Here is a 25,816-nt window from a genome sequence, read left to right on the forward strand (position 1 = left end):
CGGCTTCAGCAGCACCGTCCTCCGTTCTTGCCGCTGTAACGCGCCTCCTGGCGCTCGCGGAAGAACGTCTTGTAGTCCATCGGCACGCGGTCCGGATGCTTCTCCAGCACATGCCGGACGTAGTTGTCGTAGTCGGGAATGCCGCAGCACAGCCGCGCGGTCTGCACCAGGCGCCGCCAGATGCGGCGGTGGGCCTGGTACTGACCGGCGGGGACGAGTTCGGTACTCATCACAGGTCCGCCATCTGGTGCGGTTCCAGCGCCACGTACGGGGTTTCCCTGTCGGTCCGCTGCGGGGTGCGACGGGCCATGAAGATGGTCTTGATCGCGTAGAACAGGATCGAGAACACCACGAACAGGAACAGCACGGTCAGGCCGGTGTTGACGTAGGCGTTGACCACGATCTGGTGCATCTGGCCGACGGTCTTGGCCGGCGCGGTCAGCGTGCCGCTGGCGATCGCATCCTGGTACTTGTGCGCCTGGGCCAGGAAGCCCTGTGCCGGGTTCTTGTCGAAGATCTTGATCAGGCCCGCATACGTGGTGCAGATCAGCAGCCACACGGCCGGCACGCCGGTCACCCAGGCGAAGCGGTCACGCTTCATCTTGAACAGCACCACGGTGCCGAGCATCAGTGCGATACCCGCCAGCATCTGGTTGGAGATGCCGAACAGCGGCCACAGGGTCTGGATGCCGCCGAAGGGATCGACCACGCCCGTGTAGAGCAGATAGCCCCACAGCGCCACGCAGCCGGCGGTGGCGATGATGTTGGCAGTCCACGATTCGGTCTTCTTCAGGGCCGGGATGAAGTTGCCCAGCAGGTCCTGCAGCATGAAGCGACCGGCACGGGTACCGGCATCGACCGCAGTGAGGATGAACAAGGCTTCGAACAGGATCGCGAAGTGGTACCAGAACGCCATCATCGCGTTGCTGCCGCTCGGGATCGCCTCGTGCAGGATCTGCGCGATGCCCACCGCCAGCGTCGGTGCGCCACCGGCGCGGTGCAGGATGGTGGGCTCGCCGATGGCCGCGGCCGTCGCCTCCAGCTGCTCGGGGGTGATGATGAAGCCCCACGTATTGCTGATGTAGGCCGCAGCGGAGACCGCATCCGGACCGATCACGGCGGCCGGCGCGTTCATGGCGAAGTAGATGCCCGGATCGATGATCGAGGCGGCCACCAGCGCCATCACCGCGACGAACGATTCCATCAGCATGCCGCCGTAGCCGATGTAGCGCATGTGGCGCTCATTGGCGAGCAGCTTGGGCGTGGTGCCCGAGGCGATCAGCGCATGGAAACCGGACACCGCGCCGCAGGCGATGGTGATGAACAGGAACGGGAACATCCCGCCTTTCCAGACCGGGCCGTCGCCAGTAGCGGCGAACTGGGTCAGCGCCGGCATCTTCAGTTCCGGCATGACGATCAGGATGCCGATCGCCAGCGCCACGATGGTGCCGATCTTGAGGAAGGTGGACAGGTAGTCGCGCGGCGCCAGCAGCAGCCACACCGGCAGCACCGAGGCAACGAAGCCGTAGCCGATCAGCATCCAGGTGATCTGGATGCCGGTGAAGGTGAAGGCCGGGCCCCAGACCGGATCGGCGGCGACCTTGCCACCGAACCAGATCGCGGCCAGCAGCAGGATCAGGCCGACCACGGAAATCTCACCGATCTTGCCCGGGCGGATGTAGCGCATGTACACGCCCATCAGGATCGCGATCGGCATGGTCGCGATGACCGTGAACATGCCCCAGGGGCTTTCGGCCAGCGCCTTGACCACCACCATCGCCAGCACCGCGAGGATGATGATCATGATCAGGAAGGCACCGAACAAGGCGATGGTGCCGGGCACCGGCCCCATTTCCTCGCGCACCAGATCGCCCAGCGAGCGACCGTTGCGGCGGCTGGAGAGGAACAGGATCATGAAATCCTGCACCGCGCCGGCCACGACCACGCCCACCACCAGCCAGAGCAGGCCGGGCAGGTAGCCCATCTGCGCGGCCAGCACCGGCCCGACCAGCGGGCCTGCACCGGCGATGGCGGCGAAGTGGTGGCCGAACAGCACGTGCTTGTTGGTCGGAACGTAGTCCAGGCCATCGTTGTTGATCACCGCGGGCGTGGCCCGGGTCGGATCGAGCTGCATCACCTTGTCGGCGATGAACAGGCTGTAGAAGCGATACGCGATGAGATAGATGGAGACCGCAGCGACGACGATCCACAGCGCATTGATGGGTTCACCGCGGCGCAGCGCGACGGTGCCTAGACAGAATGCGCCAAGCAGTGCGATGACTGCCCAGCCCAGTTTCGAAAAACCTTTCATGAGATTGCGTCTCCCTGGAGATCGTCGTAAGAGTCCGCCTTGGCACTGACGGGGTCAATGCAATGACGGGGGCTTGCCGCTAGTACTTTGGTCGTAGGCTGGTTGTGGCACGTGCCCGTGCACGTCATCGGAACATCACGCTTGGAACAATCGGTTGCGGGCGTGACGGTTGGCCGGCGGGGCCGGCGAGGCCATCTTGTCGATAGATCACCGACCCTGGAGTCACCATGAGCAGCCCAACCCCGGTGCGCGTGCTGCGCACCATCCGTGGCATGGCCACCTCCGATGGCGCCGGCGTCCGCCTGACGCGGGTCATCGGTGGGCCGTCGCTGCCCGACCTGGATCCGTTCCTGCTGCTGGATGAATTCGGCACGGACCGTGCCGAGGACTACATCGCCGGCTTCCCCAGCCATCCGCACCGCGGGTTCGAGACCGTCACCTACATGCTCGACGGCCGCATGCGGCACAAGGACAACCACGGCAACGAGGGCCTGCTCACGCCGGGCAGCGTGCAGTGGATGACCGCCGGACGCGGCCTGATCCACTCGGAGATGCCCGAGCAGGAATCCGGCCAGATGCGCGGTTTCCAGCTGTGGGTGAACCTGCCGGCGCGCGACAAGATGACGGACCCGAAATACCAGGAGTTCGCGCCGGACCACATCCCGGTGACGGCGCCGGCCGAGGGCGTGCAGGTCAAGGTGATCGCCGGGCAGGTGGGTGACACCGCCGGGCCGATCGTGCAGCCGGCCACCGACCCGGTGTATCTGGACATCACCCTGGAGGCGCGCGCGGGCTGGAGCTACACGCTGCCTGATGGCCACAACGCGTTTGCCTACGTGTTCGAAGGGGGGCTGGAGATCGGCGAGGGCGACGATGCGCGCCCGGTGGCCAAGCAGGAATTGGCGGTGCTGGGCGGCGGTCAGCAGCTGACCCTGCGCGCGGGCGAGACCGGTGCGCGCCTGATCCTGGTGGCGGGCCGCCCGCTGCGCGAGCCGGTGATGCGGCACGGGCCGTTCGTGATGAACACCAAGCAGGAGCTGATGCAGGCCTTCGTGGATTTCCAGGAAGGCCGCTTCTGAGGCGCGGCAGTGCCGGCCGTTGGCCGGCAACCGCATGACACCTGACCGTGGGGGAGGCGCCGGCCAGCGGCCGGCGCTACTGTTGCTTCCGGGATGAGTGCGGCGCACCGTCCCGGCCTCTTCCTCAGCGCCCGGCGGCAACGGCCGAGGGCGTCAGGTTCATCCCCTGTGCCAGCGACTGCAGCGAACCGAGTTCATTGGGATCACCGGCATACAGCGCGATCTGGGCGAAGCGGTTCCTGTCGAACTTCACCACGGTAATCCGGCGGGTGTCGTAGCCCGGCGGTTTCTGGCCGCCCAGGTCGGGCTGGTACCAGTACAGCGTTTCACCCGCGAAGCTGCCTTTTTCCTGGCGCAGCGCGCGGTTCAACGGCAGCTCGGGGTTGCGGACACTCAAAGTGAGACTGAGTACTTCACGTCCCTCGGCGGTGCTGGCCTTGCACAGGATCAGATCCCGCTGGGCCAGTTCCTGCCAGTGCAGGCCGCTGCTGGCGGGCAGGGACGGACATTCGCTGGTGGATTGCGCCGCGACGGCGCCGACAGACATCAGCAGACACACACACACGACAGCGCTCAGGACGTTCATGGTTCCCCCAGGGTCGATGATCGCGTCCGTCGCTGACAGGCATTCCGGCGGCCGTCGACAACCCAGGCCGTGGTGGCGCATTCCCCGCGCGCGTACCGGATGACTCGCTGCCGTCAGTGTCGGACGAGTGACCCGGACCTTAACGGAATGTGACTCAGTGTACAAATAACGGTTTCAGGTGAACCTTTCCGCACCGCGGGCCGGGCAGCGCGCGGCCGCCCGGCCGGATCCTCAGCGGGGCGCCGCGCCGATCCATTTGTAGACGATGCCGCCGATCAGGCCGCCCAGCAGCGGCGCCAGCCAGAACAGCCAGAGCTGGCTCAGCGCACCGCTGCCGGCGAACAGGGCCACGGCGGTAGAGCGGGCCGGATTGACCGAGGTGTTGGTGACCGGAATGCTGATCAGGTGGATCAGGGTCAGGGCCAGCCCGATCGCGATCGGGGCAAAGCCCGCCGGTGCGTTGCCGTGGGTCGAGCCCATGATGACGATCAGGAAGAAGGCGGTCAGCACCACTTCGCACAGGAACGCCGCCGCGAGGCTGTAGCTTCCCGGTGAGAGCGCGCCATACCCGTTGCTGGCGAACGCGCCGGCCTGGCTGCCATCGATCTGGAAGCCGGGCGCGCCGGAGGCGATCTGCAGCAGGATGAAGCCGGCCAGCGCACCACCGAGCACCTGCGCGACGATGTAGGGGAGCAGGTCACGGGCCGGGAAGCGGCCGCCGGCCCACAGGCCGACGCTGACGGCCGGATTGAAGTGCGCGCCGGAGACATGCCCGAACGCATAGGCGCCGGTCAGCACGGTCAGGCCGAAGGCCAGCGCGACGCCCACGAAACCGATCCCCAGCGGATTGCCGTCGCCGCCGAACGTGGCGGCCAGCACCGCGCTGCCACACCCACCCAACACCAACCAGAACGTGCCCAGAAACTCGGCGGCCAGACGCTTGCCCATGCTCATCGATGTGCTCCACGTTATGCCCGGGGTGGGCAGGCGCAACGTAGCTGAATCGGGGTTCATCGGGGTGACGGTCACGTCAAGACCCGACGAACGGTTGGCCGCCGGGTGTGCGGCTCAGTACGCGGGCAGCGGAATGAACTCTTTGTCGTCCCCCGGAATCGTGCCGAAGCGGCCGGATTCCCAGTCGTGTTTGGCCTGCTCGATCCGCTCGGTGGAGCTGGAGACGAAGTTCCACCAGAGGTGGCGCGGGCCATCGAGCGGCTCGCCGCCCATCAGCATCGCCTTGATCGGGGTCTTGGCGCGCAGGCGGCCGCGGGCGCCGGGTTCGGGGATGATCAGGTGCTGGGCGGGAACGTCCACGCCGTCGAGCTGGGCCTGGCCTTCGAGGATGTACAGCGAACGCTCGGCGTGGCCGGTATCCAGGTCGATTTCCGCATCGGCGTCGAGATCGATGGCGACGTTGAGGGTATCGGCGAACACCTTGACCGGGGATTCTTCGCCGTACGCGCGGCCGGCGATGACGCGCAGCCAGGCACCGTTGCGGCGCTGCTGGGGCAGGGTGTCGGCGGCATGGTGGTAGAAGGCGGGATCGGTCTCTTCGGCACTCTTCGGCAGCGCCAGCCAGGTCTGCATGCCGTGCAGCGGATGGTCGTGTTCGCGCTCGATGGCAGGCGTGCGTTCGGAGTGGGCGATGCCACGGCCGGCGGTCATCCAGTTGACGTCGCCGGGGCGGATGACCTGGTCCGAGCCGAGCGTGTCGCGGTGGCCGATGGCGCCGGACCACAGGAAGGTGACGGTGGCCAGGCCGATATGCGGGTGCGGGCGCACGTCGATGCCGGTGCCGGGGGAGAGCACGGCCGGGCCCATCTGGTCGACGAAGACGAAGGGGCCGACGCTGCGCGCCTGCAGGGTCGGCACGGCGCGGCGCACCTGCAGGCCACCGATGTCATGGATGCGGGGGGCGATGATGGTCGTCATGCGGGCGGTCTCGCGGGCGGGGACAGAGCGGGAGGATCGCACGCGGGGTGTGGGGGTGGGAGGCCTGTATCGGTAACAGGGTGTTCTGGTTGCACGCCGGCGGCGGGAACAACAACGCCACCCTGCGGTGGCGTCGTCGTTTCAGGTCACGGCGATCCTCAGATCACCGGGTCACGCAGCACCGGCGAATCCCAGCCCGGGCGGGGGGCGAAACGGTCGCCATGGCGCTGCTGCAGGACCTTGAGGCGTTCGACCAGCGCGTCGGCACCGGTGGCGCGGATGTACTGGATCGGGCCGCCGCGGAACGGGGCGAAGCCGGTGCCGAAGATCACGCCGGCATCGAGCAGGTCGGCATCGGCGACGACGCCGTCGTGCAGGCAGGCCACCGCCTCGTTGAGCAGCGGCAGGATCAGGCGGTCTTCCAGATCGGCCGGCACCGCGTAGTTGGCGGGGACGTCCGGTTTCTGCGCGCGGCCGTTCTCCCACTTGTACAGGCCCTGGCCGTCCTTCTTGCCACGCTTGCCCTGTTCCACGGTCGCCAGTGCGGCCGGCACCTGCAGGCCGAGGAACGGCGCCAGCTCCTTGCCCACGCCGGCCGCCACATCCAGGCCGACGGTGTCGAGCAGTTCGATCGGGCCCATCGGCATGCCGAACTTGACCGCGGCCTTGTCCAGCACCGGGCCCGGCACGCCTTCGGCATACGCGGTGGCGGCTTCAAGCATGTACGGGAACAGCACGCGGTTGACCAGGAAGCCGGGCGTGCCGGCGACCGGTACCGGGAACTTGCCCAGCGCCTTGCAGAACGAAGCCAGGCGGCGCTCGGTCTCCGGCGCCATGCCGTCGTGATGGATGATCTCCACCAGCGGCATCTGCGCGACCGGATTGAAGTAATGCAGGCCGGCGAACTGCGCCGGACGCTGGATGTGGTCGCGCAGTTCGTCCAGCGGGATCGACGAGGTGTTGGTGGTCAGCAGCGCATCGGCCTTCATCTTCGGCTCCAGCGACTGGTACAGCTCACGCTTGGCCTCCGGGTTCTCGATGATGGCTTCGATCACCAGATCCGCCTGGGCCACGCCCTCGCCGGCAAGATCCGCCTTCAGGCGTGCCGCCACGGCCGGGCGCTTGCTGTCGTCCTTGACCCGCTTGGCGAACAGCGCCTGCGCGCGTTCCATGGCCGGGTCGATGAAGCGCTGCTCGCGGTCCTGCAGGGTCACGTTGAAGCCCTTGTAGGCCGACCACGCGGCGATGTCACCGCCCATCACACCGGCACCGACGACGTGCACGTGCTGGATGCCGTGGTCCTTGCCGCCGAGGGCTTTCAGGCGTTCGGTCAGGAAGAAGATGCGGATCAGGTTGCGGGCGGTCGGGGTGCCGGCCAGCTTGACCACGGCGCGGCGTTCGGCATCCAGTCGGGTCTGGATCGGGCTGCCACCGGTGCGTGCCCAGGTGTTGATCAGCGCGTACGGCGCCGGGTAATGCTCCTTCCGCGCCTTGCGGGCGACCTGCTTGGCCATCTGCGGGGCGAGCAGCCTGCGGGCCAGCCAGGTGTTGGTGATCCAGGCGGTCGCGCGCTGCTTGAACGGGCGGGTGGTGCCCTTCAGCGCGAGCGACACGGAGGTATCGAGCAGCACGGCCGGTGCGACGACCTTGTCGACCAGGCCGATGTTGCGTGCAGCCGAGGCCGACAGGTTGCGGCCGGTCAGCATCATGTCCATCGCGGCCGGTGCGCCGACCAGTTGCGGCAGGCGTGAGCTGCCGCCCCAGCCCGGGAAGATGCCCAGCTGGGTCTCCGGCAGGCCGATCCGGGTGGAGGGATCGTTCGACGCCACGCGGTAACGACAGGCCAGGGCCAGCTCGGTGCCGCCGCCCAGGCAATGGCCGTGGATCGCGGCGACGGTCGGGCAGGGCAGCTCGGCCAGCTTCTGGTAGGTGCTCTGGCCCCGGCGGATCGCGTCATTGACGGTACCGCGGCGGTCGAATTCCTGGAATTCCTTCAGGTCCGCCCCGGCGATGAAGCCGGCCGCCTTGATCGACTGGATCACCACCGCCTTGGGCGGGTCCATCGCGATCCGCTCGATCAGGTCGCCCAGTTCGAGCAGCACGTCCTGCGACATCGCATTGACGCTGCTGTCCTGGCGGTCGAGGCTGAGCACGACGACGCCATCGTCACGGATCTGCGGGTGCCAATGCGAGAAGCGGAGCCCATCGAAGCCTGAGAGCATGGGAACGTTCCATCCGGTTGTGTATGGAGAAGGGGGCTATGATCCAGAGGTTGTTTCCTCCCCGTCAAATCCCTATAGCTGGGGGAGAGAAGCCGTCGATCCATTGCCTGGATCGGAAACCTTAACGGAACGGTGGTTAAAAGCTGGTGCGGCGCGGTGTGATCGCGCGCTGAACTTTTCCCGGGATTGGCAGTCTCATTGCCCGACGTCGGTTGGGCTGACAGGAGTGCGGCCCCCCATGGCCGAGGTTGAAACACCACAGGAGCTGGACCTGGAGCTGGTCCGACGTGTGCAGCGTGGCGAGAGCGCGGCGTTCGATGTCCTGGTACGCAAGTACCAGCATCGGATCATCGCGCTGATCGGGCGCTACATCGCGGACTGGAGTGAATGTCAGGACGTGGCCCAGGACACTTTCGTCCGCGCGTATCGCGCGATCGGCAGTTTCCGGGGCGACGCCCAGTTCTATACCTGGCTGCACAGGATCGCCGTGAACACTGCCAAGAACCATCTCGCCGCCCACAACCGCCGCCCGCCCACCGATGACATCGAGATCGGGGACGCCGAGCAGTACGACAGCGGCACGCGCCTGCGCGACACCGACACGCCCGAGCGCGAGTTGATGCGCCAGGAGCTGGAGCAGACGGTGATGAAGGCGGTCTCCGCGCTGCCTGAAGAACTGCGCTCGGCCATCACCATGCGCGAGGTGGAGGGTCTGAGTTATGACGAAATCGCGCAGAAGATGGGGTGCCCGATCGGCACCGTGCGGTCGCGGATTTTCCGTGCCCGCGAGGCGATCGACACTGAACTTCGGCCGCTGCTCGATGTGGGCAGCGCCACCCGCGAGAAGAGCCGCGCATGAGCCACGATATGTCCAATGATGCTTCCCGGGGCGCGTCCCCCGATAAATTCGACGCCCATTACCGGCAGCAGCTGTCGTCGTTGATCGACGGCGAGCTGTCGGCCGATGAAGCCCGTTTCATGCTGCGTCGGCTGGAACACGATGAGACCTTGTCCAGCTGCAACGAACGCTGGCAGATGCTCGGCGATGTGCTGCGCGGGCAGGCCTGCGCGCCGGCGCCGGTCGATTTCGCCGAGCGGGTCCGCGTTTCCGTGGTCGCTGAGCCGGCACCAGCGATGCAGGCCAATGTCGAGCGCAGCCAGGACCGCAAGGAACGCCGTGGCGGCTGGCGTCGTTGGGGCGGTGGCGCGGCACTGGCCGCTTCCGTCGCGGCCGTGGCGATGTTCATGACCCGCGAGCAGCTGCCGGACCCGGCAGCGCTGGACGCGCCGACCACCATCATCGCCAGCCAGGCCGAGCTGCCGCCCGCGCCCGCGCCGGCGACCGAAGCCTCTGCCGCCGAGCAGGCGCTGGCCGTAGCGGCGGTTCCGGCTGCAGCCGTGGCGGCAGCCAGCCGCCGCCAGGACGTGGCAACTGCACGCCGTGCCAGCGCCACCCGCACCCAGCAGGCGGCACGCAGCGCTGCCGAGCGCAGTGCCGAGCCGCAGCGTGCGGTCGCCAGCCAGGCGCCGCTGACGCCGGCCGTACCGGCGGCCACTGCGCGCCAGTTCCCGTTCGGTGAGGTGGGCAATCTGCAGGCCAAACCGTGGCCGCGCTCCAGCCTGGCCCCGGCTGCGGGCGGCGCGCTCAATGCCAGCTTCTCCACGCAGGCACCGCAGGCCGCGTTCTATCCGTTCGAGCCGCGTCTTCAGGAATCGGCCGACACGGCCGAACCTGCGCGCCGGCACCGCGACTGAACATCGTTGCCCTGACGTTCCGCTCCGGCCTGTGCGCCGGAGCGCTCCCCCCCGCTTTGTTTCCTGACCCGGAGGTTCGTGTCTGATGACCGCCCGTATCCGTACCCATGCCCTGGCGCTGATCGCCATGACCCTGCCGCTGGTGGCCTGCGCTCAGTCGCCATCGCCGACGACCCCGGCCGCACCGGCCGCCGCCGCACCGCGGGCACCTGCGCCGCAGCTGGTCAGTGGCCTGCCGGACTTCACCAACCTGGTCGAACAGGTCGGGCCGGGCGTGGTCAATGTCGAAACCACCATCGTGCGCAGCAACCGCCAGGCCCGGACCATGGGCCCGGGCGGCGACGATGAAATGCCCGAGTTCTTCCGCCGCTTCTTCGGCCCGGACTTCCAGATGCCGGGGCAGGGCCCCGGTGGCCAGGACGACGGCCCGCGCATCCAGGGCCGCGGCATGGGCTCGGGTTTCATCATCTCCGCCGATGGCTATGTGCTGACCAACTATCACGTGGTCGCCGACGCCAGCGAAGTGAAGGTCAAGCTCGGCGACCGCCGCGAGTTCACCGCCAAGGTGATCGGCAGCGATCAGCAGTACGACGTGGCGTTGCTCAAGATCGACGGCAAGAATCTGCCGACCGTGCGTGTGGGGGATTCCAACACCCTCAAGCCCGGCCAGTGGGTCGTCGCGATCGGTTCGCCGTTCGGCCTGGATCATTCGGTCACCGCCGGCGTGGTCAGCGCGGTCGGCCGCAGCACCGGCGGCCCGGACCAGCGCTATGTGCCCTTCATCCAGACCGACGTGGCGATCAACCAGGGCAACTCCGGCGGCCCGCTGCTCAATACCCGCGGTGAAGTGGTCGGCATCAACTCGCAGATCTTCTCCGCTTCGGGCGGGTACATGGGCATCAGCTTCGCGATCCCGATCGACCTGGCCATGGGTGCGGTCGAACAGATCAAGAAGACCGGCCGGGTCAGCCGCGGCCAGCTCGGCGCGGCGGTCGGCCCGATCGATGGCCTGAAGGCCCAGGGGCTGGGCCTGCCGGACAGCCGTGGTGCGCTGGTCAATGAGGTCGTCGCAGGCAGTGCGGCGCTCAAGGCCGGCATCGAGCCGGGCGATGTGATCCGCTCGGTCAACGGCAGCCCGATCACTACCTTCAGCGATCTGCCGCCGGCCATCGGCGCGCTGCCGCCGGGCAGCAAGGTGCGCCTGAGCGTGCTGCGCGATGGCAAGGAGCGGGAGATCACCGCCACCCTGACCGAGCTGGCCGAAGACGCCGAGCGCGGTCCGGCCCGTCCGGCCGCGGAAGCGGCCAAGCCGGAGACCGGTGCCAATGCCCTGCTGGGGTTGGAGGTAGCCGATCTCACCGCCCCGCAGCGCCAGCAGCTGGGCCTGTCGGCGGGCGAGGGCGTGCGCATCACCCGGGTCAATGGCCAGTCGGCGCGTGACGCCGGGCTGTCGCCGGGCCTGGTGGTGCTGCAGGTCGGCCGGACCCCGGTCGGCAGCGTGGCCGCGCTGAACAAGGCGTTGGGTGGCTACTCCAAGGGCGATGTGGTCATGCTGTTGATCCGCGCCAACGGCAACAGCGCCTTCGTGGCGGTCAAGGCCGGGCAGTAAGCCCCGCCCCGCCTGCGTTTCCGGGCCCGCTTCGGCGGGCCCGGTCGTTTCTGGCGGGGCGATCACGCCAATCGCGGGCGGCCGCACGCGGGACCGGGCCGGCCATGCGATAATCCGCAGTCATCCTGACGACGCGACGCGCCGCCGCCACCTATGTCTTCTGATTCGATGCGGTTCATCCGCAACTTCTCCATCATCGCCCACGTCGACCACGGCAAGTCCACGCTGGCCGATCGCATCATCCAGCTTTGCGGCGGCCTCCAGGCCCGTGAGATGGAGGCGCAGGTGCTCGACTCGAACCCGATCGAGCGCGAGCGTGGCATCACCATCAAGGCCCAGTCGGTCTCGCTGCCGTATGTCGCCAAAGACGGCCACACCTACCACCTGAACTTCATCGACACCCCCGGGCATGTCGACTTCTCCTATGAAGTCAGCCGCTCGCTGGCCGCCTGCGAAGGCGCGCTGCTGGTGGTCGATGCGGCCCAGGGCGTGGAAGCGCAGTCCGTGGCCAACTGCTACACGGCCGTCGAGCAGGGGCTGGAAGTGGTGCCGGTGATCAACAAGATCGACCTGCCCACTGCCGACATCGACCGTGCCAAGGCCGAGATCGAGGCCGTGATCGGCATCGATGCGACCGACGCCGTGGCGGTCAGCGCCAAGACCGGCCTGAACGTGGGCGACGTGCTGGAAGCGATCGTGCATCGCATCCCGCCGCCGGTGCCGCGCGATACCGACAAGCTGCAGGCGTTGATCATCGACTCGTGGTTCGACAACTACCTGGGCGTGGTCTCGCTGGTGCGCGTGATGCAGGGCCAGATCAAGGCCGGCGACAAGCTGCAGGTGATGTCCACCGGCCGCAATCACCAGGTCGACAACGTCGGCGTGTTCACCCCCAAGCGCAAGGTGCTGCCGGCACTGAACGCCGGTGAGGTGGGCTGGGTGACGGCCAGCATCAAGGACGTGCACGGTGCACCGGTCGGCGACACCCTGACCCTGGCCGCCGATCCGGCCGCCAAGCCGCTGCCGGGCTTCCAGGAAATGCAGCCACGCGTGTTCGCCGGCCTGTTCCCGGTCGATGCCGAGGATTACCCGGACCTGCGCGAAGCGCTGGACAAGCTGCGCCTGAACGATGCCGCGCTGCGCTTCGAGCCGGAAAGCTCCGAGGCCATGGGCTTCGGCTTCCGCTGCGGCTTCCTGGGCATGCTGCACATGGAAATCGTGCAGGAGCGCCTGGAGCGCGAGTACAACCTGGACCTGATCAGCACCGCGCCGACCGTGGTCTATGAAGTGCTCAAGACCGACGGCACCATCATCAACATGGACAACCCGGCCAAGCTGCCGCCGGTGAACATGGTCGATGAGATCCGCGAGCCGATCATCCGTGCCAACGTACTCACTCCCGAGGAGTACATCGGCAACATCATCAAGCTGTGCGAGGAAAAGCGCGGCAGCCAGATCGGCATCAACTACCTGGGCAGCCAGGTGCAGATCAGCTATGAGCTGCCGATGGCCGAAGTGGTGCTGGACTTCTTCGACAAGCTCAAGTCGGTCAGCCGTGGCTATGCCTCGCTGGACTATCACTTCGTGCGCTTCGATGCCGGCCCGTTCGTCCGTGTGGACGTGCTGATCAACGGCGACAAGGTCGATGCGCTGTCGCTGATCGTGCACCGCAGCCATGCCGACCGCCGCGGCCGCGAGCTGTGCGAGAAGATGAAGGAACTGATCCCGCGCCAGCAGTTCGACGTGGCGATCCAGGCCGCCGTCGGCTCGCAGATCATCTCGCGCACCACGGTCAAGGCGATGCGCAAGAACGTGCTGGCCAAGTGCTATGGTGGCGACGTTTCGCGCAAGAAGAAGCTGCTCGAGAAACAGAAGGAAGGCAAGAAGCGCATGAAGCAGGTCGGCCGCGTGGAAATCCCGCAGGAAGCCTTCCTGGCCGTGCTGCAGATGGACAAGTAAGGCCGGATGGCTTTCCCGGCAGCGGCGGGCGGCACCGGATCGGTGTCGCCGGACGCGCAGGGGCACACCACACCGCTGCAATCGTTCCCAAGGACACTGCATGAAATTGTTTGAGCTCCTCCTGGTCGTACTGACGTTGGCCTCGGGCCTGATCCTGCTGGCCGAAAAGCTGTACTTCGCCAAGCGCCGCGCCCAGCGCGCCGGCCTGCTGGACACCGAGCCGGTAATGGTCGACTACGCGCGGGCGTTCTTCCCGGTGCTGGCGATCGTGCTGGTGGTGCGCAGCTTCATCGCCGAACCGTACAAGATCCCGTCCAGCTCGATGATGCCCAACCTGCTGATCGGCGATTTCATCCTGGTCAACAAGTTCTCCTACGGTCTGCGTCTGCCGCTGAACAACGCCAAGGTGATCCCGTTCGGCGAGCCCAAGCGCGGCGACGTGGTGGTGTTCCACTTCCCGGGCCATTCGGACAACGATCCGGCCAAGGGCGAGAACTTCATCAAGCGCGTGATCGGCGTGCCGGGCGACCAGATCGAGTTCCAGGGCAACGGCCTGATCCTCAACGGCGAGCCGGTCAAGTACGACAACAAGGGCCTGTACGCCGGCCACAACGGCCAGGGCGAGGGCAGCTCGCTGCTGGTCGAGCACCTGCCGGGCCGCACGCATACCGTGCTGGAGACCGATTACGCCCGCGGTGAAGGGCAGTGGACCGTCCCGGCTGGCAAGTACCTGGTGATGGGCGACAATCGCGACAACAGTGACGATGGCCGTTTCTGGGGCCTGCTGCCGGAAGAGAACCTCCGCGGCAAGGCGTTCCTGATCTGGCTGAACTGCTCGGGCTGGTTCTGCAAGGACGGCTTTGAGCCGTCGCGGATCGGCACGGCCATCCATTGATTCATGGCACACGCGTATCTGGGGAGAACGCAATGAAGAACATGACATCGCAGCGCGGCATCACCTTGACCTCGTTCCTGGTGGTGCTGATCGTGGTCGCCTTCGGCCTGTACATCGGCATGAAGCTGTTCCCGATGTACCAGGAGTACTACGCCGTCCGTTCGGCGATGAAGAGCCTGGCCAAGGAGCCCGGTGTGGGCAACATGGAGCCGCACCGCATCCAGGACATGTTCTTCAAGCGCCTGTACATCAACTACTCCGAAAACGTGAAACCCGCCGACGTGAAGTTCGATCGCATCGATGGCGGCTGGAACATGAAGGTCTACTACGAAGTGCGCCGTGAAATGATCGGCAACCTGGACGTGGTGGGCAAATTTGATTCAAACCAGGAATTGACCCGTAGCGGTGCCGACTAAGACCTTCCAACGCGGTGACCTGATCGGTCACGCCTTCAACGATCCGGGCCTGCTCCAGCAGGCGCTGACGCATCGCAGCGCCGGCACGCCCAACAATGAGCGGCTGGAATTCCTCGGCGACAGCATCGTCAACATGATGGTGGCCCAGGCGCTCTACGAACGCTGGCCCAAGGCCGACGAGGGCGCGCTGACCCGTGCCCGCGCCGAGCTGGTGCGTGAAGGCGCGCTGGCGGTGATCGCGCGCGAGCTGCAACTGGGCGAGCGCCTGATCCTGGGCCCCGGCGAGATGAAGACCGGCGGCCATCGCCGCGACTCCATCCTGGCCGATGCACTGGAGGCCGTCGTCGCCGCGATCTACCTCGATGCCGGGTTTGCCGCCTGCGGCACGGTGGTGCTGCCCTGGTTCAGCGCCTCGATGCAGGCCCTGCCGGCCACCGGCAAGCCCGAGAAAGACCCCAAGACGCGGCTGCAGGAATGGCTGCAGGCCCGGCAGAAGGCGCTGCCCCAGTACGAGCTGGTGTCAGAATCGGGTGACGATCATGCCAAGACCTTCCGGGTACGCTGCGGCGTAACCGACCCCGCTGTCAGCACCGAAGGCGAAGGTGCCTCGCGACGGCTGGCCGAACAACAAGCGGCTGCCGCCGCCCTTGAGCAACTGGATTCCAAGTGAACGAAGCAACCCCCCATCGTTCCGGCAGCGTGGCCGTCATCGGTCGCCCCAACGTCGGTAAATCCACCCTGACCAACGCCCTGGTGGGCGCCAAGGTCAGCATCGTCTCCAACCGCCCGCAGACCACGCGGCACCGGTTGCTGGGCATTGCCAGCTACCCGGACGGCCAGATCGTGCTGGTCGACACCCCCGGCCTGCACCGCGCGCAGAAGCGCGCCATGAACCGGGTGATGAACCGCGCCGCGCGCGGCTCGCTCGAGGGCGTGGACGCCGGCATGCTGGTGATCGAGGCCGGCCGCTGGGATGACGAAGACACCCTGGCCTTCAACGTGCTCAGCGACTCCGGCATCCCGGTGGTGCTGGTGGTCAACAAGATCGACCGCCTCAAGGACAAGGGCGCCCTGCTGCCGTTCCTGCAGCAGGTCACCGAAGGCCGCACGTTCGCGGCCGTGCATCCGATCTCGGCGCAGAAGCGCAACGGCCTGGAGTCGCTGGTCCGCGACCTGATGAAGCTGTTGCCGGAAGCCCCGCCGATGTTCGGCGAGGACGAGATCACCGACCGCAGCCAACGTTTCCTGGCCGGTGAACTGGTGCGCGAGCAGCTGATGCGCCAGCTCGGTGAGGAACTGCCCTATGCGACCACGGTCGAGATCGAGCGCTTCGTCGAAGACGGCAACCTGCTGCGCATCGGCGCGGTGATCTGGGTCGAGCGCGAAGGCCAGAAGGCGATCGTGATCGGCAAGGCCGGCACCCGCCTGAAGGAAATCGGGGCCAAGTCGCGCCTGCAGATGGAGCGCCTGTTCGGGGCCAAGGTCTTCCTGGAAACCTGGGTCCGCGTGCGCGAAGGCTGGTCCGACGACGAAGCCGCGCTCAAGGCGTTCGGCTACGAATAAGCCGGCCATTCCGGCCCCGGGCGGTTGAGCCATGCGCATCGAGGATGAGCCGGCCTTCGTACTGCACGCCCGGGCGTGGCGGGAGACCAGCCTGCTGGTTGAGGTGCTGACCGAGCAGTATGGCCGGATCGGGGTGCTGGCCCGGGGTGTCTCCAGCCCGCGCAGCCAGGCGCTGCGCGCGGCCCTGCAGCCGTTGCAGTGGATCCGCCTGACCGCCGTGCAGCGGGGCGAACTCGCCCAGCTGCGTGGGGCCGAAGCGCTCGATGCCGCGCCGCGGCTGACCGGCGAGGCGATGCTGGCCGGGTTCTATATCAACGAGCTGATGATGCGGCTGGCGCCTCGCCAGGACCCGCTGCCCGAGCTCTATGACCACTACGCGCAGGTGCGTGCCCGGTTGCGCGATGGCGAGCCGTTGGCCTGGACCCTGCGGCGTTTCGAGCGCGATCTGCTGGAGGCGCTGGGTTTCGGCTTCGATCTGCTGCACGGCAGCGATGACGAGCCGGTCGACCCGGCCGCGCGCTACGAACTGGACCCGCAGGAGGGGCCGCGTCGGCTGCTCAGCGACCGTGGTGTCGATCAGCGCCGTGGCACGGCGACCGGCAGCGCCTTGCTGGCGCTGGCCGCCGATGCGATGCCCGGGCCCGAGGATCTGGGCAGCCTGCGCCGGCCGATGCGCGCGGTGCTGATGCACCATCTGGGCGGACGCGGCCTGAAATCCTGGGAAATGCTGGAGGACCTGGCCCGGCGGCGCACGTAGGCGCGGCTGGGTCGCGGCATCGTTGCGGGGTGACTCACGCGGCGCCGGTGCCCCGGCTGCCGCCCTGTGCTCACTGCAGCAGCGCGTCGACCGCCACGCGGAAGCGTCCCTGGGCACCGGTGGATTCCGGCGCCTGGTGCAGCTGGCGGACCGCCCGCGCCAGGCGTGCGGCGCCGACGAACCCGCAGCTCGCCTGCAGCCGATGCAGCTGCCCCCGCAGGGCCCGCACATCGTCCTCGCGCAGGGCCTGGGCCACGGCATCGCGCACCCCCGGCAACTCGGCCAGGAACAGTTCGCGCAGGGCGATCAGGTGGTGGCGCTGCCCATTCAGCGCAGCCAGGGCAGTGGTCTCGTCCCAATCCTGGCGCAGGCTGTCGGCATCATCCGCGTCCGGGTCGAGCGGGGCCGACAGGCTGCCGGCGGTATGTACCAGCGCACGACGGACCGCCTTGAGCAGGTGTTCGCGGCTCAGCGGCTTGACCAGGGTTTCGCTGAAGCCGGCGTCGCGCAGGCGCGAGTGGATCGAGGTATCGCCGTCGGCAGTGTGCGCCAGCGCCGGGGTGTCCGGCCGCGAGCGGCGCAGTTCCTGCAGCAGCTCGGTGCCGTTGCCGTCGGGCAGGTTGACGTCGATCAGCCACAGGTCATGCTGGCTGCCGCGGGCGCGGTCCATGGCCGTGGCCAGTGAATCGGCGGTATCGACCTGGGCCGGCAGGGTTTCCAGCGCGGCCTTGAAGAAGCCGCGGCTGATGGTGTCGTCCTCGACGAGCAGGAATCGGGGCATGGGATCCCTCGGGGTCATCTGCATATGGGCTGCCTCCATGTCAGCTGCCTCCATAGTAAACGCGAAGGCTCGGCCTGCAAGCGGTTTCAGCGGGCGGCAAGTCAGTTGGCAGTTGGTATCTGCGACAATACGCACCCTTTTTGCCCGCAGCCTGTTGCCACGTGGCCCGAACCCGCTCCCGCCTCGACCGTACCCCCTTCCAGACCGACATCCTCGACCTCAGCCATGATGGCCGTGGCGTTGCCCGCCGCGACGGCGAGGGTGGCAAGGTCACCTTCATCACCGGCGCGCTGCCGGGCGAGGTGGTGACCGCCGAACCGACCGCGCGCAACCGCCATTTCGATGAAGCCCGGACCCTCGAGGTGGTACAGGCCTCGCCGCAGCGGGTGACCCCGCGCTGCCCGCATTTCGGCGTCTGTGCCGGCTGCGTGCTGCAGCACCTGGAGGAGTCGCAGCAGATCGTGGCCAAGCAGCGCGTGCTGATCGACAACCTGACCCGGATCGGCCACGTCAGCCCCGGCACCGTGCTGCCGCCGCTGGTCGGCGACAGCTGGGGCTACCGCCGCAAGGGCCGCTTCTCGGTGCGCCGCGTCGAGAAGAAGGACAAGACCCTGGTCGGCTTCCGCGAGCTGGATCCACGCTTCGTCGCGGACCTGAGCCAGTGCCTGACCGTCATTCCCGAGATCGGCATGAAGGTCGGCGTGCTGTCCGAGTTCATCGAAACGCTCGATGGCAAACGCGATATTCCCCAGATCGAATTCATCGCCGGCGATGACGCGATCGTCCTGACCATCCGCCACATGCAGCCGCTCAGCGACGCTGACCGCGCGGCCTGGACCGCCTTCGGGCAGGAGCACGGCTTCGCGATCTCGCTGCAGCCCGGTGGCGTGGAGTCCGTGCATCCGCTGTGGCCGGCCGAAGTACCGCTGTCGTTCAAGCTGGCGCCGTGGGATGTCGAGCTGGCGTTCCGCCCGCTGGACTTCATCCAGGTCAACGCCAAGCTCAACGTGCAGATGATCGCGCACGCGCTGGCGCTGCTCGATGCCGGCCCGGACGAGCGCGTGCTCGATCTGTTCTGCGGCCTGGGCAACTTCACCCTGCCGCTGGCGCGTACCGTTCGCAACGTCGTCGGCGTGGAAGGCGATGCCGGCCTGGTCGCGCGTGCGAAAGAGAACGCCGTGCGCAACGGGTTGGAGAACGCCGAGTTCCATGCCGCCGACCTGACCCAGGACCAGCGCCAGGCGTCTTGGATGCGCCAGGGCTTCGACAAGCTGCTGCTGGATCCGCCGCGCTCGGGCGCGATCGAAGTGCTGCAGCAGCTGCCGCTGAAGCAGTTCAAGCGGATCGTCTACGTGAGCTGTCATCCGGGCTCGCTGGCGCGCGACGCCGGCTACCTGGTCAACGAACAGGGTTTCACCCTGGTCTCGGCCGGCGCGATGGACATGTTCCCGCACACCGCGCACGTGGAAAGCATCGCGGTGTTCGAAAAGCGCTGACCGCGTTCGGGCTCAGCGGCGGTCTGCCGCCGCGGCGTTCTGCCACTGGCCCTGTGCATCGAACACATAGGTCTGCGGGTCGGTACCGCGCTCGGTGCCGTCCCCGGCGGTGACGTCGCAACGGATTTCCGGCGCCTGCATGGAGTGCAGTTCGCAGTCCTCGATCGCCAGGATCTGCAGGCGCTGCTGGAAGGCACGCAGTTCCTCTCGGGCAGCGGCATCGTCGATGGCCGCGGCACGATGATCGAGTTGTTCGATGAGCAGTTCGCGGACGCGCTCACGCGGAGGCACCGGCGCGTCGACATCGGCGCGCTGCATCGCCCAGCCCATCCCCTGCGGGACGAAGCGCAGCATCCGGTAGCGGTTCTTGAGCCCGATCTCCATGCCGACCAGGCACTCGTACGCGCCGGTCACCGTCGTGCTGGCAAAGCACGGCCCATGCTCGAACCCGCGCGGGGTGAACATCGACTGCAGCAGCAGATCCTGGGCGGAGGCGGCCGGTTTCTTCTCGGCCTCGATCATGGCCATGATGGCCGCTTCGATCTGCGCGTGCGTGGGCGGCGCGGCGGCCGACACGCCCAGCGGCAGCAACGACAGCAGCAGGGTGGGGAACAGGGGTTTCATCGGGCGTCCTTGCAGGGCAGCCGGCCAGTATAGAAGCAGCGCGTGGCCGCCGTGCCGGGATCGCCGCATACTGTGCGCATGGGCATCGAAATCGAACGCAAATACCTCGTCACCGGTGAAGGCTGGCGCACCGCCGCACACGCGGTGATCCCGATGGCGCAGGGCTATCTCAACGACACCGCCTCGCTCGACAGTGGCGCACAGAAGGCCTCCGTGCGCGTGCGCATCCAGGGCGAGCAGGCCTTCCTCAACATGAAATCGCGCGAGATCGGGCCTACCCGGCAGGAGTTCGATTACCCGATCCCGGTGGACGATGCGCGCGCGCTGCTGGCGCTGTGTGTCGGCGGGCTGATCGACAAGCGCCGGCATCTGGTCGAGCACGAGGGGCTGCTCTGGGAAGTGGATGAATTCCTGGGCGAGAACGCCGGGCTGGTGGTGGCCGAAGTCGAGCTCGAGCACGCCGACCAGGCGATCACGCTGCCCGACTGGGCCGGCGCTGAAGTGACCGACGAGGTCCGCTATTACAATCTGGCGCTGGCCGCGCACCCGTTTTCACGCTGGTCCAGCGCTGAACGCGGCTGACCGCAGACCTTGTAAACGTCCCGCCGCACCCACAATCTGGCCACATGAAAATCGATATCTGGTCGGATGTGGTGTGCCCCTGGTGCTGGATCGGCAAGCACCGGTTCCAGCAGGGCCTGGCGTTGCTGGGCGATGACGCGCCCGACGTGGAGGTGCACTGGCACCCGTTCCTGCTCGACCCCGACGCGGGAACCACGCCCGTCCCGCTGCGCGAGGCCTACGCGGCCAAGTTCGGCAGCGCCGAGCGCACCGAACAGATCCTGACCCAGACCCAGACCACGGCGCGCGCCGAAGGCCTGCCGATGGACTTCGACCAGGGCCAGGTCCGGGTCACCACGCTGCCGGCGCACCGTCTGATGTGGCTGGCCGGGCGTGAAGGCGTCCAGGCCGCCGTCGGCGAGGCGCTGTTCCGCGCGCATTTCGTGGAAGGCCGCAACCTGGCCGACCCGCAGACCCTGATCGCCGCCGGCGCTGCCGGTGGTCTCGACGCCGGGCGCATCACCGCGCTGCTGGCGGGCGAGGAGGGGCTGGAGGAGATCCAGGCGCAGCTGGCACAGGCGCAGCGCTTTGGCATTCAGTCGGTGCCCACCTTTGTGATCGACGACACGTACGCCATCCAGGGCGCCCAGCCGCCGGAGGCCTTCGCCCAGGCACTGCGCCAGATCGCGGCGGAGCGTTCGCCCGCAGGGGCTGCCGGGCAGGGCGACGGCTGCGGCCCGGACGGCTGCGAGGTCTGACGCTGCGCGCGGGTTCTGCGACAATGCGGCGGTGCGCCATGGTGGCGCCCCGTATTGGAGACACCCCATGCTCGTGATCGGCGTTGCCGGGACCGAACTCACCGCCCAGGAACGCGAATGGCTGCAGCACGACGCCGTGGCCGGCGTCATCCTGTTCAAGCGCAACTTCGCCTCGCGCGAGCAGGTGGCCGAGCTGTCGGCGGCGATCCGTGCCGCCGCGCCGCGCCCGCAGCTGATCTGCGTGGACCAGGAAGGCGGGCGCGTGCAGCGCTTCCGTGAGGGCTACAGCGCCCTGCCGCCGCTGCAGGGCTTCGATGCGCTGTATGCCACCGATCCGCAGGCTGCGCTGGCCCTGGCCGAGCAGCACGCCTGGCTGATGGCCAGCGAAGTGCGCGCCAGCGGCGTGGACCTCAGCTTCGCCCCCGTGGTCGATCTGGGCCGCGGCAACCGGGCCATCGGCGATCGCGCCTTCAGCGCCGATCCGCAGGTGGTGGCCGCGTTCACCGCGGCCTATGTGCGCGGGATGCACAGCGTCGGCATGGCCGCCACGCTCAAGCATTTCCCGGGCCACGGCACCGTGCTGGAAGACACCCACTTCGACGATGCCAGCGACCCGCGCACGCTCGATGAACTGCGCGCGCTGGACCTGGTCCCGTTCGCGGCCGGCATCCGCGCCGGCGCCGATGCGGTGATGATGGCCCACGTGGTCTACCCGCAGGTCGCGCCGGAGCCGGCCGGCTACTCGCCGCGCTGGATCCAGCAGATATTGCGCGAGGAGATGGGTTTCCGCGGCGTGGTCTTCTCCGATGACATCGGCATGGCGGCCTCGTTCTCGGCCGGTGGCGTCAAGGCGCGCGTGGATGCGCACCTGGACGCCGGCTGCGACGTGGTGCTGGTCTGCCACCCCGAACTGGTGGAAGAATCGCTGCGCGCGGTCGAAGGCCGCACCCTCAACACTGCTGCGCTGCTTGGCCTGATCGGTCGCGGCGCGCTGGGCTGGGACGGCCTGCTGGCCGATTCCCGCCATGGCACCACCCAATCCCGTTTGCTTGACACCCTTGGAAGAACCGTCTGATGCCCAACCTCACCATTTCCCAGGCCCTGGCCCAGGCCGACCTGCTGGTCGACCGTCCCACCATCGACAAGGCCATCGCTGGCATCGCCGACGCCATCGCGCGCGATTACAAGGGCGAGGTCCCGCTGTTCCTGTCGATCATGCACGGTGCGCTGCCGTTCGCCGGCCAGCTTGCGCTGGAACTGGGCGCACGCGGCCAGGATGTGCAGTTCGATTACCTGCACGCCACCCGCTACCGCGGTGAAACCACCGGCGGCGACCTGGTCTGGAAGCACAAGCCGGCCACCGCGCTGTTCGGCCGCCGCGTGCTGCTGGTCGATGACATCCTCGACGAGGGCTACACGCTGCAGGGCGTGCGCACCTGGTGCCTGGAGCAGGGCGCGACCGACGTGCGCATCGCCGCGCTGACGGTCAAGCTGCACGACCGCGCGCTGCCGGACGTCAAGGCCGACTACGCCGGCATCGACCTGCCGGACCGCTATGTGTTCGGGTTCGGCATGGACGTCAACGAGACGCTGCGCTGCGTGCCGGCCATCTACGCGATGAAGGAATGATGGAACACATTTCCCTCGCCGTCATCGGCGGCACCGGCGTCTACAAGCTGGCCCAGCTCGACGACGTGAGCAGCCACCAGGTCGAGACCCGTTACGGCACGCCGTCCGGTCCGATCCGCGTCGGCACGCTGCTGGGCCAGCGCGTGGCCTTCCTCGCGCGCCATGGCGAAGGCCATTCGCTGCCGCCGCACAAGATCAACTACCGCGCCAATCTCGCTGCGCTTCAGCAGATCGGCGCGCAGCGCGTGCTTGCGCTCAACACGGTTGGCGGGATCACCGAGCACTTCGGCCCGCGCGTGCTGGCCTGCCCGGACCAGTTGATCGACTACACCTGGGGGCGCATCTCGACCCTGTGCGAAGAACCGGGTACCGAGGTGCTGCACGTCGACTTCGGCCATCCGTACACGCCGATGCTGCGCAGCAAGGTGCTGGCCGCGGCGAAAGTCACCGGCGTGCGCCTGCAGGACGGGGGCTGCTACGGCGCCACCCAGGGCCCGCGGCTGGAAACCAATGCGGAAATCGCGCGCATGCGCCGTGATGGCTGCGATCTGGTCGGCATGACCGGCATGCCCGAAGCCAGCCTGGCCCGCGAGCTTGGGCTGGACTACGCCTGCCTGGCAATCGTGGCCAACTGGGCCGCCGGCTGTGGCGATGGCGATGAGATCACGATGGCCGAAGTGCTGGCCAATGTGGACGCTGCCTCCTCCGGCCTGCCCGAATTGATCGGTGAATTGGCACGGGGGTGATTGTCATTCCGGTACAAGGTTTGCATACTCCGCCAGTGCGCTGGTTGAGCGTACACCACCCATTCATAGAAGAAGGTCTCGCATCACCATGCCGAACGGTACCGTCAAGTGGTTCAACGACGCCAAGGGATTTGGCTTTATCTCGCCGGAGGACGGCAGCGCCGACGTCTTCGCGCACTTCTCCGCGATCAACTCCAAGGGCTTCCGCAGTCTGCAGGAAGGCCAGAAGGTCACCTATGACGTGACCCAGGGCCCGAAGGGCGCCCAAGCCTCGAACATCGTGCCGGCTGAGTGATTTTTTCAGCTGCGCATTGAAAACCCCGCTTCGGCGGGGTTTTTTTTATCAGTGAGTCCGCGCATGACCCCTCGTCGCACCATCGCCATCGTCGGCTACGGCACGGCTGGCCAAGCCTTGTCGATCCTGCTTTCACGTGACCATCACGACGTGCACGTCTTCGAGCGTGCCACCACACCCGGTCCGGTCGGGGCGGGGTTCCTGCTCCAGCCCAGCGGCCTGGACGTGCTGTGGCAGATGGAGCTGCTGCCGGCGGTGCTGCGGCATGGGGCCGCCGTGCGCCGGCTGTTCGGGGAGACTCCATGCGGGCGCGCGGTGATGGACATGCGCTATGCCGACCTGGATCCATCGCTGCACGGGATAGGCATGCAGCGCGGCGCGCTGTTCTCGCTGCTGGCCGACGCGTGGGAGCACCCGGGCAACCTGCAGGCCGACACCGCCATCGTCGCGGTGGACAGCGCACAGGGGCGCCTGCGCGACGCACGCGGGCACTGGCATGGCCCTTACGATCTGGTGATCGCCGCCGATGGCGCCGCCTCGTCGCTGCGCGCGCAGCTGCAGGGCACCACGCTGGACCGCGAATACCCGTGGGGCGCGCTGTGGTGCCTGCTGCCGCGCGGCGATTGGCCGCACATCGATGAACTGCGGCAGCGCTACGTGGCCGCGCGCAGGATGATCGGCCTGCTGCCGGTGGGGACGCGACCGGGCAACGACACGCCGCAGCTGAGTTTCTTCTGGAGCCTGCCCCGCGACCGGTTCGCGCAGTGGGAGCGTGACGGCATGGCGCGCTGGCTCGATGAGGTCGCCGCGCTGTGGCCGCAGGCGCATGAGCGCCTCGCCGGCGTGACCGGACCGGCGCAACTGGCCCGCGCCGGCTATCGCGATGCGGTGCTCTCGCGTTGGCATCGCGAGCGGCTGGTGCTGGTCGGCGATGCCGCCCACGCGATGAGTCCGCAGCTGGGGCAGGGCGTGAACATGGCCCTGATGGACGCGATGGCGCTGCGCGATGCGCTGCGCACCCATGCCGATCGCGACGCCGCGCTGCAGGCCTACCAGGCGCAGCGCCGCGCCCACGTCGCGATCTACCAGTACTGGAGCCGCTGGCTGACGCCGTTGTTCCAGTCCGAGCGCGACGGCTGGGCGCGCGCACGCGATCTGCTGTTCCAGCCGATGGGCCGCGTCCCGGGCGGGCGCGGGCACATGCTCCGCGTGCTCAGCGGCACGCAGCACGGCTGGCTCGGCAGACTGCCGTTGTCGCCCGGCTTCGCGCAGGCGATGCGCGCGTTGCACGCACCCGATGGCATCCGCTGATAACGCGGCGTAGCGGTGCCTGCGCGCCGATGTGAGGACGCGAATAACATTCATTGACGGTGGACTCACCGTCGGCATGGGACAACAGCGTGGCAAACGCAGCGTACGCGGTTTTTCATCCTGCGCCCCGTGCTGCTCACGCCGAAGCGGTGTCCGATTCCTGATCGCTTGGAGGCCCGCGACTGACGGGTGGTAGGGTGGTGCTGCGTTTGCGACCTACGGTCCGGTGGACCGATCGCAACCCAAGGAGATTGAAATGCTGTTCTCGGCCGAAACTCTGGAAAGTGAAATCCGCAAACTGCGCGGACTACTGCAGATGCTGCATGAGGATCAGCCGGACGTGATGGAAGACGTGTTCGAGTTCCATGTGACCAGCCTCATCACGCACGCGGCGCCGGAGCACCATCCGCGCATCCGTGCCGCCGCCCACGAGATGTTGACCGCGATCCAGCGGCAACCGGTGCGGCCCAATCCGCACGCGCCGGACATCCGGTTGATGCCGGACCTGCTGGTCTCGGCGGCCTGATCCAC

The 25,816-nt window shown here is 67.7% G+C and carries 27 protein-coding genes; 19 read left to right on the forward strand and 8 right to left on the reverse strand.

All coding sequences use genetic code 11. The features are described 5' to 3' along the window. Nucleotides 1–5 precede the first annotated feature (5 nt). Complete coding sequence (locus tag ABE473_RS11550; RefSeq protein ID WP_019183464.1) at nucleotides 6–230, reverse strand: CstA-like transporter-associated (seleno)protein; 225 nt, start codon at nucleotides 228–230, stop codon at nucleotides 6–8. After that, nucleotides 230–2,311 (reverse strand): carbon starvation CstA family protein, encoded by a 2,082-nt coding sequence (locus tag ABE473_RS11555; RefSeq protein WP_346489568.1) that lies wholly within the window; start codon nucleotides 2,309–2,311, stop codon nucleotides 230–232. The genes ABE473_RS11550 and ABE473_RS11555 overlap by 1 nt, the downstream gene beginning before the upstream one ends. 227 nt (nucleotides 2,312–2,538) lie before the next feature. On the opposite strand from ABE473_RS11555, the gene ABE473_RS11560 reads away from it, so the two are divergent. Beyond that, the gene (locus ABE473_RS11560) at nucleotides 2,539–3,390 is read left to right on the forward strand and encodes a pirin family protein (protein ID WP_346489569.1); all 852 of its coding nucleotides are present in this window, start codon (nucleotides 2,539–2,541) and stop codon (nucleotides 3,388–3,390) included. Nucleotides 3,391–3,514: 124 nt separating this feature from the next. Here the strand turns inward: ABE473_RS11560 and ABE473_RS11565 are convergent, their stop codons facing one another. The 4 genes from ABE473_RS11565 to ABE473_RS11580 form a co-directional block, all read right to left on the reverse strand. Next, nucleotides 3,515–3,976: a hypothetical protein gene (locus tag ABE473_RS11565; protein WP_346489570.1), complete on the reverse strand. Its 462-nt coding sequence runs from the start codon at nucleotides 3,974–3,976 to the stop codon at nucleotides 3,515–3,517. A gap of 231 nt (nucleotides 3,977–4,207) precedes the next feature. Next, complete coding sequence (gene aqpZ / locus ABE473_RS11570; RefSeq protein WP_346489571.1) at nucleotides 4,208–4,930, reverse strand: aquaporin Z; 723 nt, start codon at nucleotides 4,928–4,930, stop codon at nucleotides 4,208–4,210. Nucleotides 4,931–5,044: 114 nt separating this feature from the next. Continuing rightward, complete coding sequence (locus tag ABE473_RS11575; protein WP_346489572.1) at nucleotides 5,045–5,908, reverse strand: pirin family protein; 864 nt, start codon at nucleotides 5,906–5,908, stop codon at nucleotides 5,045–5,047. 158 nt (nucleotides 5,909–6,066) lie between these two features. Beyond that, nucleotides 6,067–8,130: a 3-hydroxyacyl-CoA dehydrogenase NAD-binding domain-containing protein gene (locus tag ABE473_RS11580; protein WP_346489573.1), complete on the reverse strand. Its 2,064-nt coding sequence runs from the start codon at nucleotides 8,128–8,130 to the stop codon at nucleotides 6,067–6,069. Nucleotides 8,131–8,368: 238 nt separating this feature from the next. Between ABE473_RS11580 and rpoE the strand changes: the two genes are divergently transcribed. The 9 genes from rpoE to recO all read left to right on the forward strand — a co-directional run bounded on the left by rpoE (nucleotide 8,369) and on the right by recO (nucleotide 17,084). Further along, nucleotides 8,369–8,989, forward strand: coding sequence for an RNA polymerase sigma factor RpoE (rpoE, locus tag ABE473_RS11585; protein WP_176989186.1), 621 nt, complete (start codon nucleotides 8,369–8,371; stop codon nucleotides 8,987–8,989). Next, nucleotides 8,986–9,885: a sigma-E factor negative regulatory protein gene (locus tag ABE473_RS11590; protein WP_346489574.1), complete on the forward strand. Its 900-nt coding sequence runs from the start codon at nucleotides 8,986–8,988 to the stop codon at nucleotides 9,883–9,885. The genes rpoE and ABE473_RS11590 overlap by 4 nt, the downstream gene beginning before the upstream one ends. Nucleotides 9,886–9,970: 85 nt before the next feature. Further along, nucleotides 9,971–11,494 (forward strand): DegQ family serine endoprotease, encoded by a 1,524-nt coding sequence (locus tag ABE473_RS11595; RefSeq protein ID WP_346489575.1) that lies wholly within the window; start codon nucleotides 9,971–9,973, stop codon nucleotides 11,492–11,494. Between the two features lie 168 nt (nucleotides 11,495–11,662). Continuing rightward, entirely contained in the window at nucleotides 11,663–13,453 is a 1,791-nt protein-coding gene (gene lepA / locus ABE473_RS11600; RefSeq protein WP_176989513.1) for a translation elongation factor 4, read from the forward strand. A 100-nt stretch (nucleotides 13,454–13,553) separates the two neighbouring features. Next, the gene (gene lepB, locus ABE473_RS11605; RefSeq protein WP_313211356.1) at nucleotides 13,554–14,348 is read left to right on the forward strand and encodes a signal peptidase I; all 795 of its coding nucleotides are present in this window, start codon (nucleotides 13,554–13,556) and stop codon (nucleotides 14,346–14,348) included. 32 nt (nucleotides 14,349–14,380) lie between these two features. Continuing rightward, the gene (locus ABE473_RS11610; RefSeq protein WP_346489576.1) at nucleotides 14,381–14,764 is read left to right on the forward strand and encodes a DUF4845 domain-containing protein; all 384 of its coding nucleotides are present in this window, start codon (nucleotides 14,381–14,383) and stop codon (nucleotides 14,762–14,764) included. Continuing rightward, on the forward strand, nucleotides 14,754–15,434 hold the full coding sequence (gene rnc / locus ABE473_RS11615; protein ID WP_179458247.1) for a ribonuclease III: 681 nt from the start codon (nucleotides 14,754–14,756) through the stop codon (nucleotides 15,432–15,434). Before ABE473_RS11610 ends, rnc begins: the two co-directional genes overlap by 11 nt. Then, entirely contained in the window at nucleotides 15,431–16,327 is an 897-nt protein-coding gene (gene era, locus ABE473_RS11620) for a GTPase Era (RefSeq protein WP_176989192.1), read from the forward strand. Before rnc ends, era begins: the two co-directional genes overlap by 4 nt. Nucleotides 16,328–16,358: 31 nt before the next feature. Next, nucleotides 16,359–17,084 carry a DNA repair protein RecO gene (gene recO, locus ABE473_RS11625; protein WP_346478684.1) on the forward strand — a complete coding sequence of 242 codons (726 nt, stop codon included), beginning with the start codon at nucleotides 16,359–16,361 and terminating at the stop codon, nucleotides 17,082–17,084. Nucleotides 17,085–17,154: 70 nt separating this feature from the next. Here recO and ABE473_RS11630 read toward each other — a convergent pair whose 3' ends face one another. Continuing rightward, nucleotides 17,155–17,889 (reverse strand): response regulator, encoded by a 735-nt coding sequence (locus tag ABE473_RS11630; protein ID WP_346489577.1) that lies wholly within the window; start codon nucleotides 17,887–17,889, stop codon nucleotides 17,155–17,157. A gap of 137 nt (nucleotides 17,890–18,026) precedes the next feature. Here ABE473_RS11630 and rlmD point away from each other — a divergent pair, with 137 nt between their 5' ends. Further along, nucleotides 18,027–19,361: a 23S rRNA (uracil(1939)-C(5))-methyltransferase RlmD gene (gene rlmD, locus ABE473_RS11635; RefSeq protein ID WP_179458249.1), complete on the forward strand. Its 1,335-nt coding sequence runs from the start codon at nucleotides 18,027–18,029 to the stop codon at nucleotides 19,359–19,361. A gap of 12 nt (nucleotides 19,362–19,373) precedes the next feature. Here the strand turns inward: rlmD and ABE473_RS11640 are convergent, their stop codons facing one another. Beyond that, nucleotides 19,374–19,985 carry a hypothetical protein gene (locus ABE473_RS11640; RefSeq protein WP_346489578.1) on the reverse strand — a complete coding sequence of 204 codons (612 nt, stop codon included), beginning with the start codon at nucleotides 19,983–19,985 and terminating at the stop codon, nucleotides 19,374–19,376. Between the two features lie 78 nt (nucleotides 19,986–20,063). Between ABE473_RS11640 and ABE473_RS11645 the strand changes: the two genes are divergently transcribed. The 8 genes from ABE473_RS11645 (at nucleotide 20,064) to ABE473_RS11680 (ending at nucleotide 25,811) form a co-directional block, all read left to right on the forward strand. Next, a complete protein-coding gene (locus tag ABE473_RS11645; RefSeq protein WP_346489579.1) occupies nucleotides 20,064–20,567 on the forward strand; it encodes a CYTH domain-containing protein in 504 nt (167 codons plus the stop codon). Nucleotides 20,568–20,611: 44 nt separating this feature from the next. Next, the gene (locus ABE473_RS11650; RefSeq protein ID WP_179458252.1) at nucleotides 20,612–21,304 is read left to right on the forward strand and encodes a DsbA family oxidoreductase; all 693 of its coding nucleotides are present in this window, start codon (nucleotides 20,612–20,614) and stop codon (nucleotides 21,302–21,304) included. Between the two features lie 67 nt (nucleotides 21,305–21,371). After that, entirely contained in the window at nucleotides 21,372–22,379 is a 1,008-nt protein-coding gene (gene nagZ / locus ABE473_RS11655; protein WP_346478688.1) for a beta-N-acetylhexosaminidase, read from the forward strand. Continuing rightward, nucleotides 22,379–22,933 carry a hypoxanthine-guanine phosphoribosyltransferase gene (locus ABE473_RS11660; protein WP_019183441.1) on the forward strand — a complete coding sequence of 185 codons (555 nt, stop codon included), beginning with the start codon at nucleotides 22,379–22,381 and terminating at the stop codon, nucleotides 22,931–22,933. The genes nagZ and ABE473_RS11660 overlap by 1 nt, the downstream gene beginning before the upstream one ends. Further along, a complete protein-coding gene (locus ABE473_RS11665) occupies nucleotides 22,933–23,679 on the forward strand; it encodes an S-methyl-5'-thioinosine phosphorylase (protein ID WP_346489580.1) in 747 nt (248 codons plus the stop codon). The genes ABE473_RS11660 and ABE473_RS11665 overlap by 1 nt, the downstream gene beginning before the upstream one ends. A gap of 88 nt (nucleotides 23,680–23,767) precedes the next feature. Then, nucleotides 23,768–23,974, forward strand: coding sequence for a cold-shock protein (locus tag ABE473_RS11670; RefSeq protein WP_019183439.1), 207 nt, complete (start codon nucleotides 23,768–23,770; stop codon nucleotides 23,972–23,974). A 63-nt stretch (nucleotides 23,975–24,037) separates the two neighbouring features. Beyond that, the gene (locus tag ABE473_RS11675; protein WP_346489581.1) at nucleotides 24,038–25,285 is read left to right on the forward strand and encodes an NAD(P)/FAD-dependent oxidoreductase; all 1,248 of its coding nucleotides are present in this window, start codon (nucleotides 24,038–24,040) and stop codon (nucleotides 25,283–25,285) included. Nucleotides 25,286–25,541: 256 nt separating this feature from the next. Next, nucleotides 25,542–25,811, forward strand: a complete 270-nt coding sequence (locus ABE473_RS11680) for a hypothetical protein (protein ID WP_176989201.1) — start codon at nucleotides 25,542–25,544, stop codon at nucleotides 25,809–25,811. Nucleotides 25,812–25,816 lie beyond the last annotated feature (5 nt).

The organism is Stenotrophomonas sp. TWI700 (assembly GCF_039673645.1).
Taxonomy (GTDB): Bacteria; Pseudomonadota; Gammaproteobacteria; order Xanthomonadales; family Xanthomonadaceae; genus Stenotrophomonas; species Stenotrophomonas maltophilia_AA.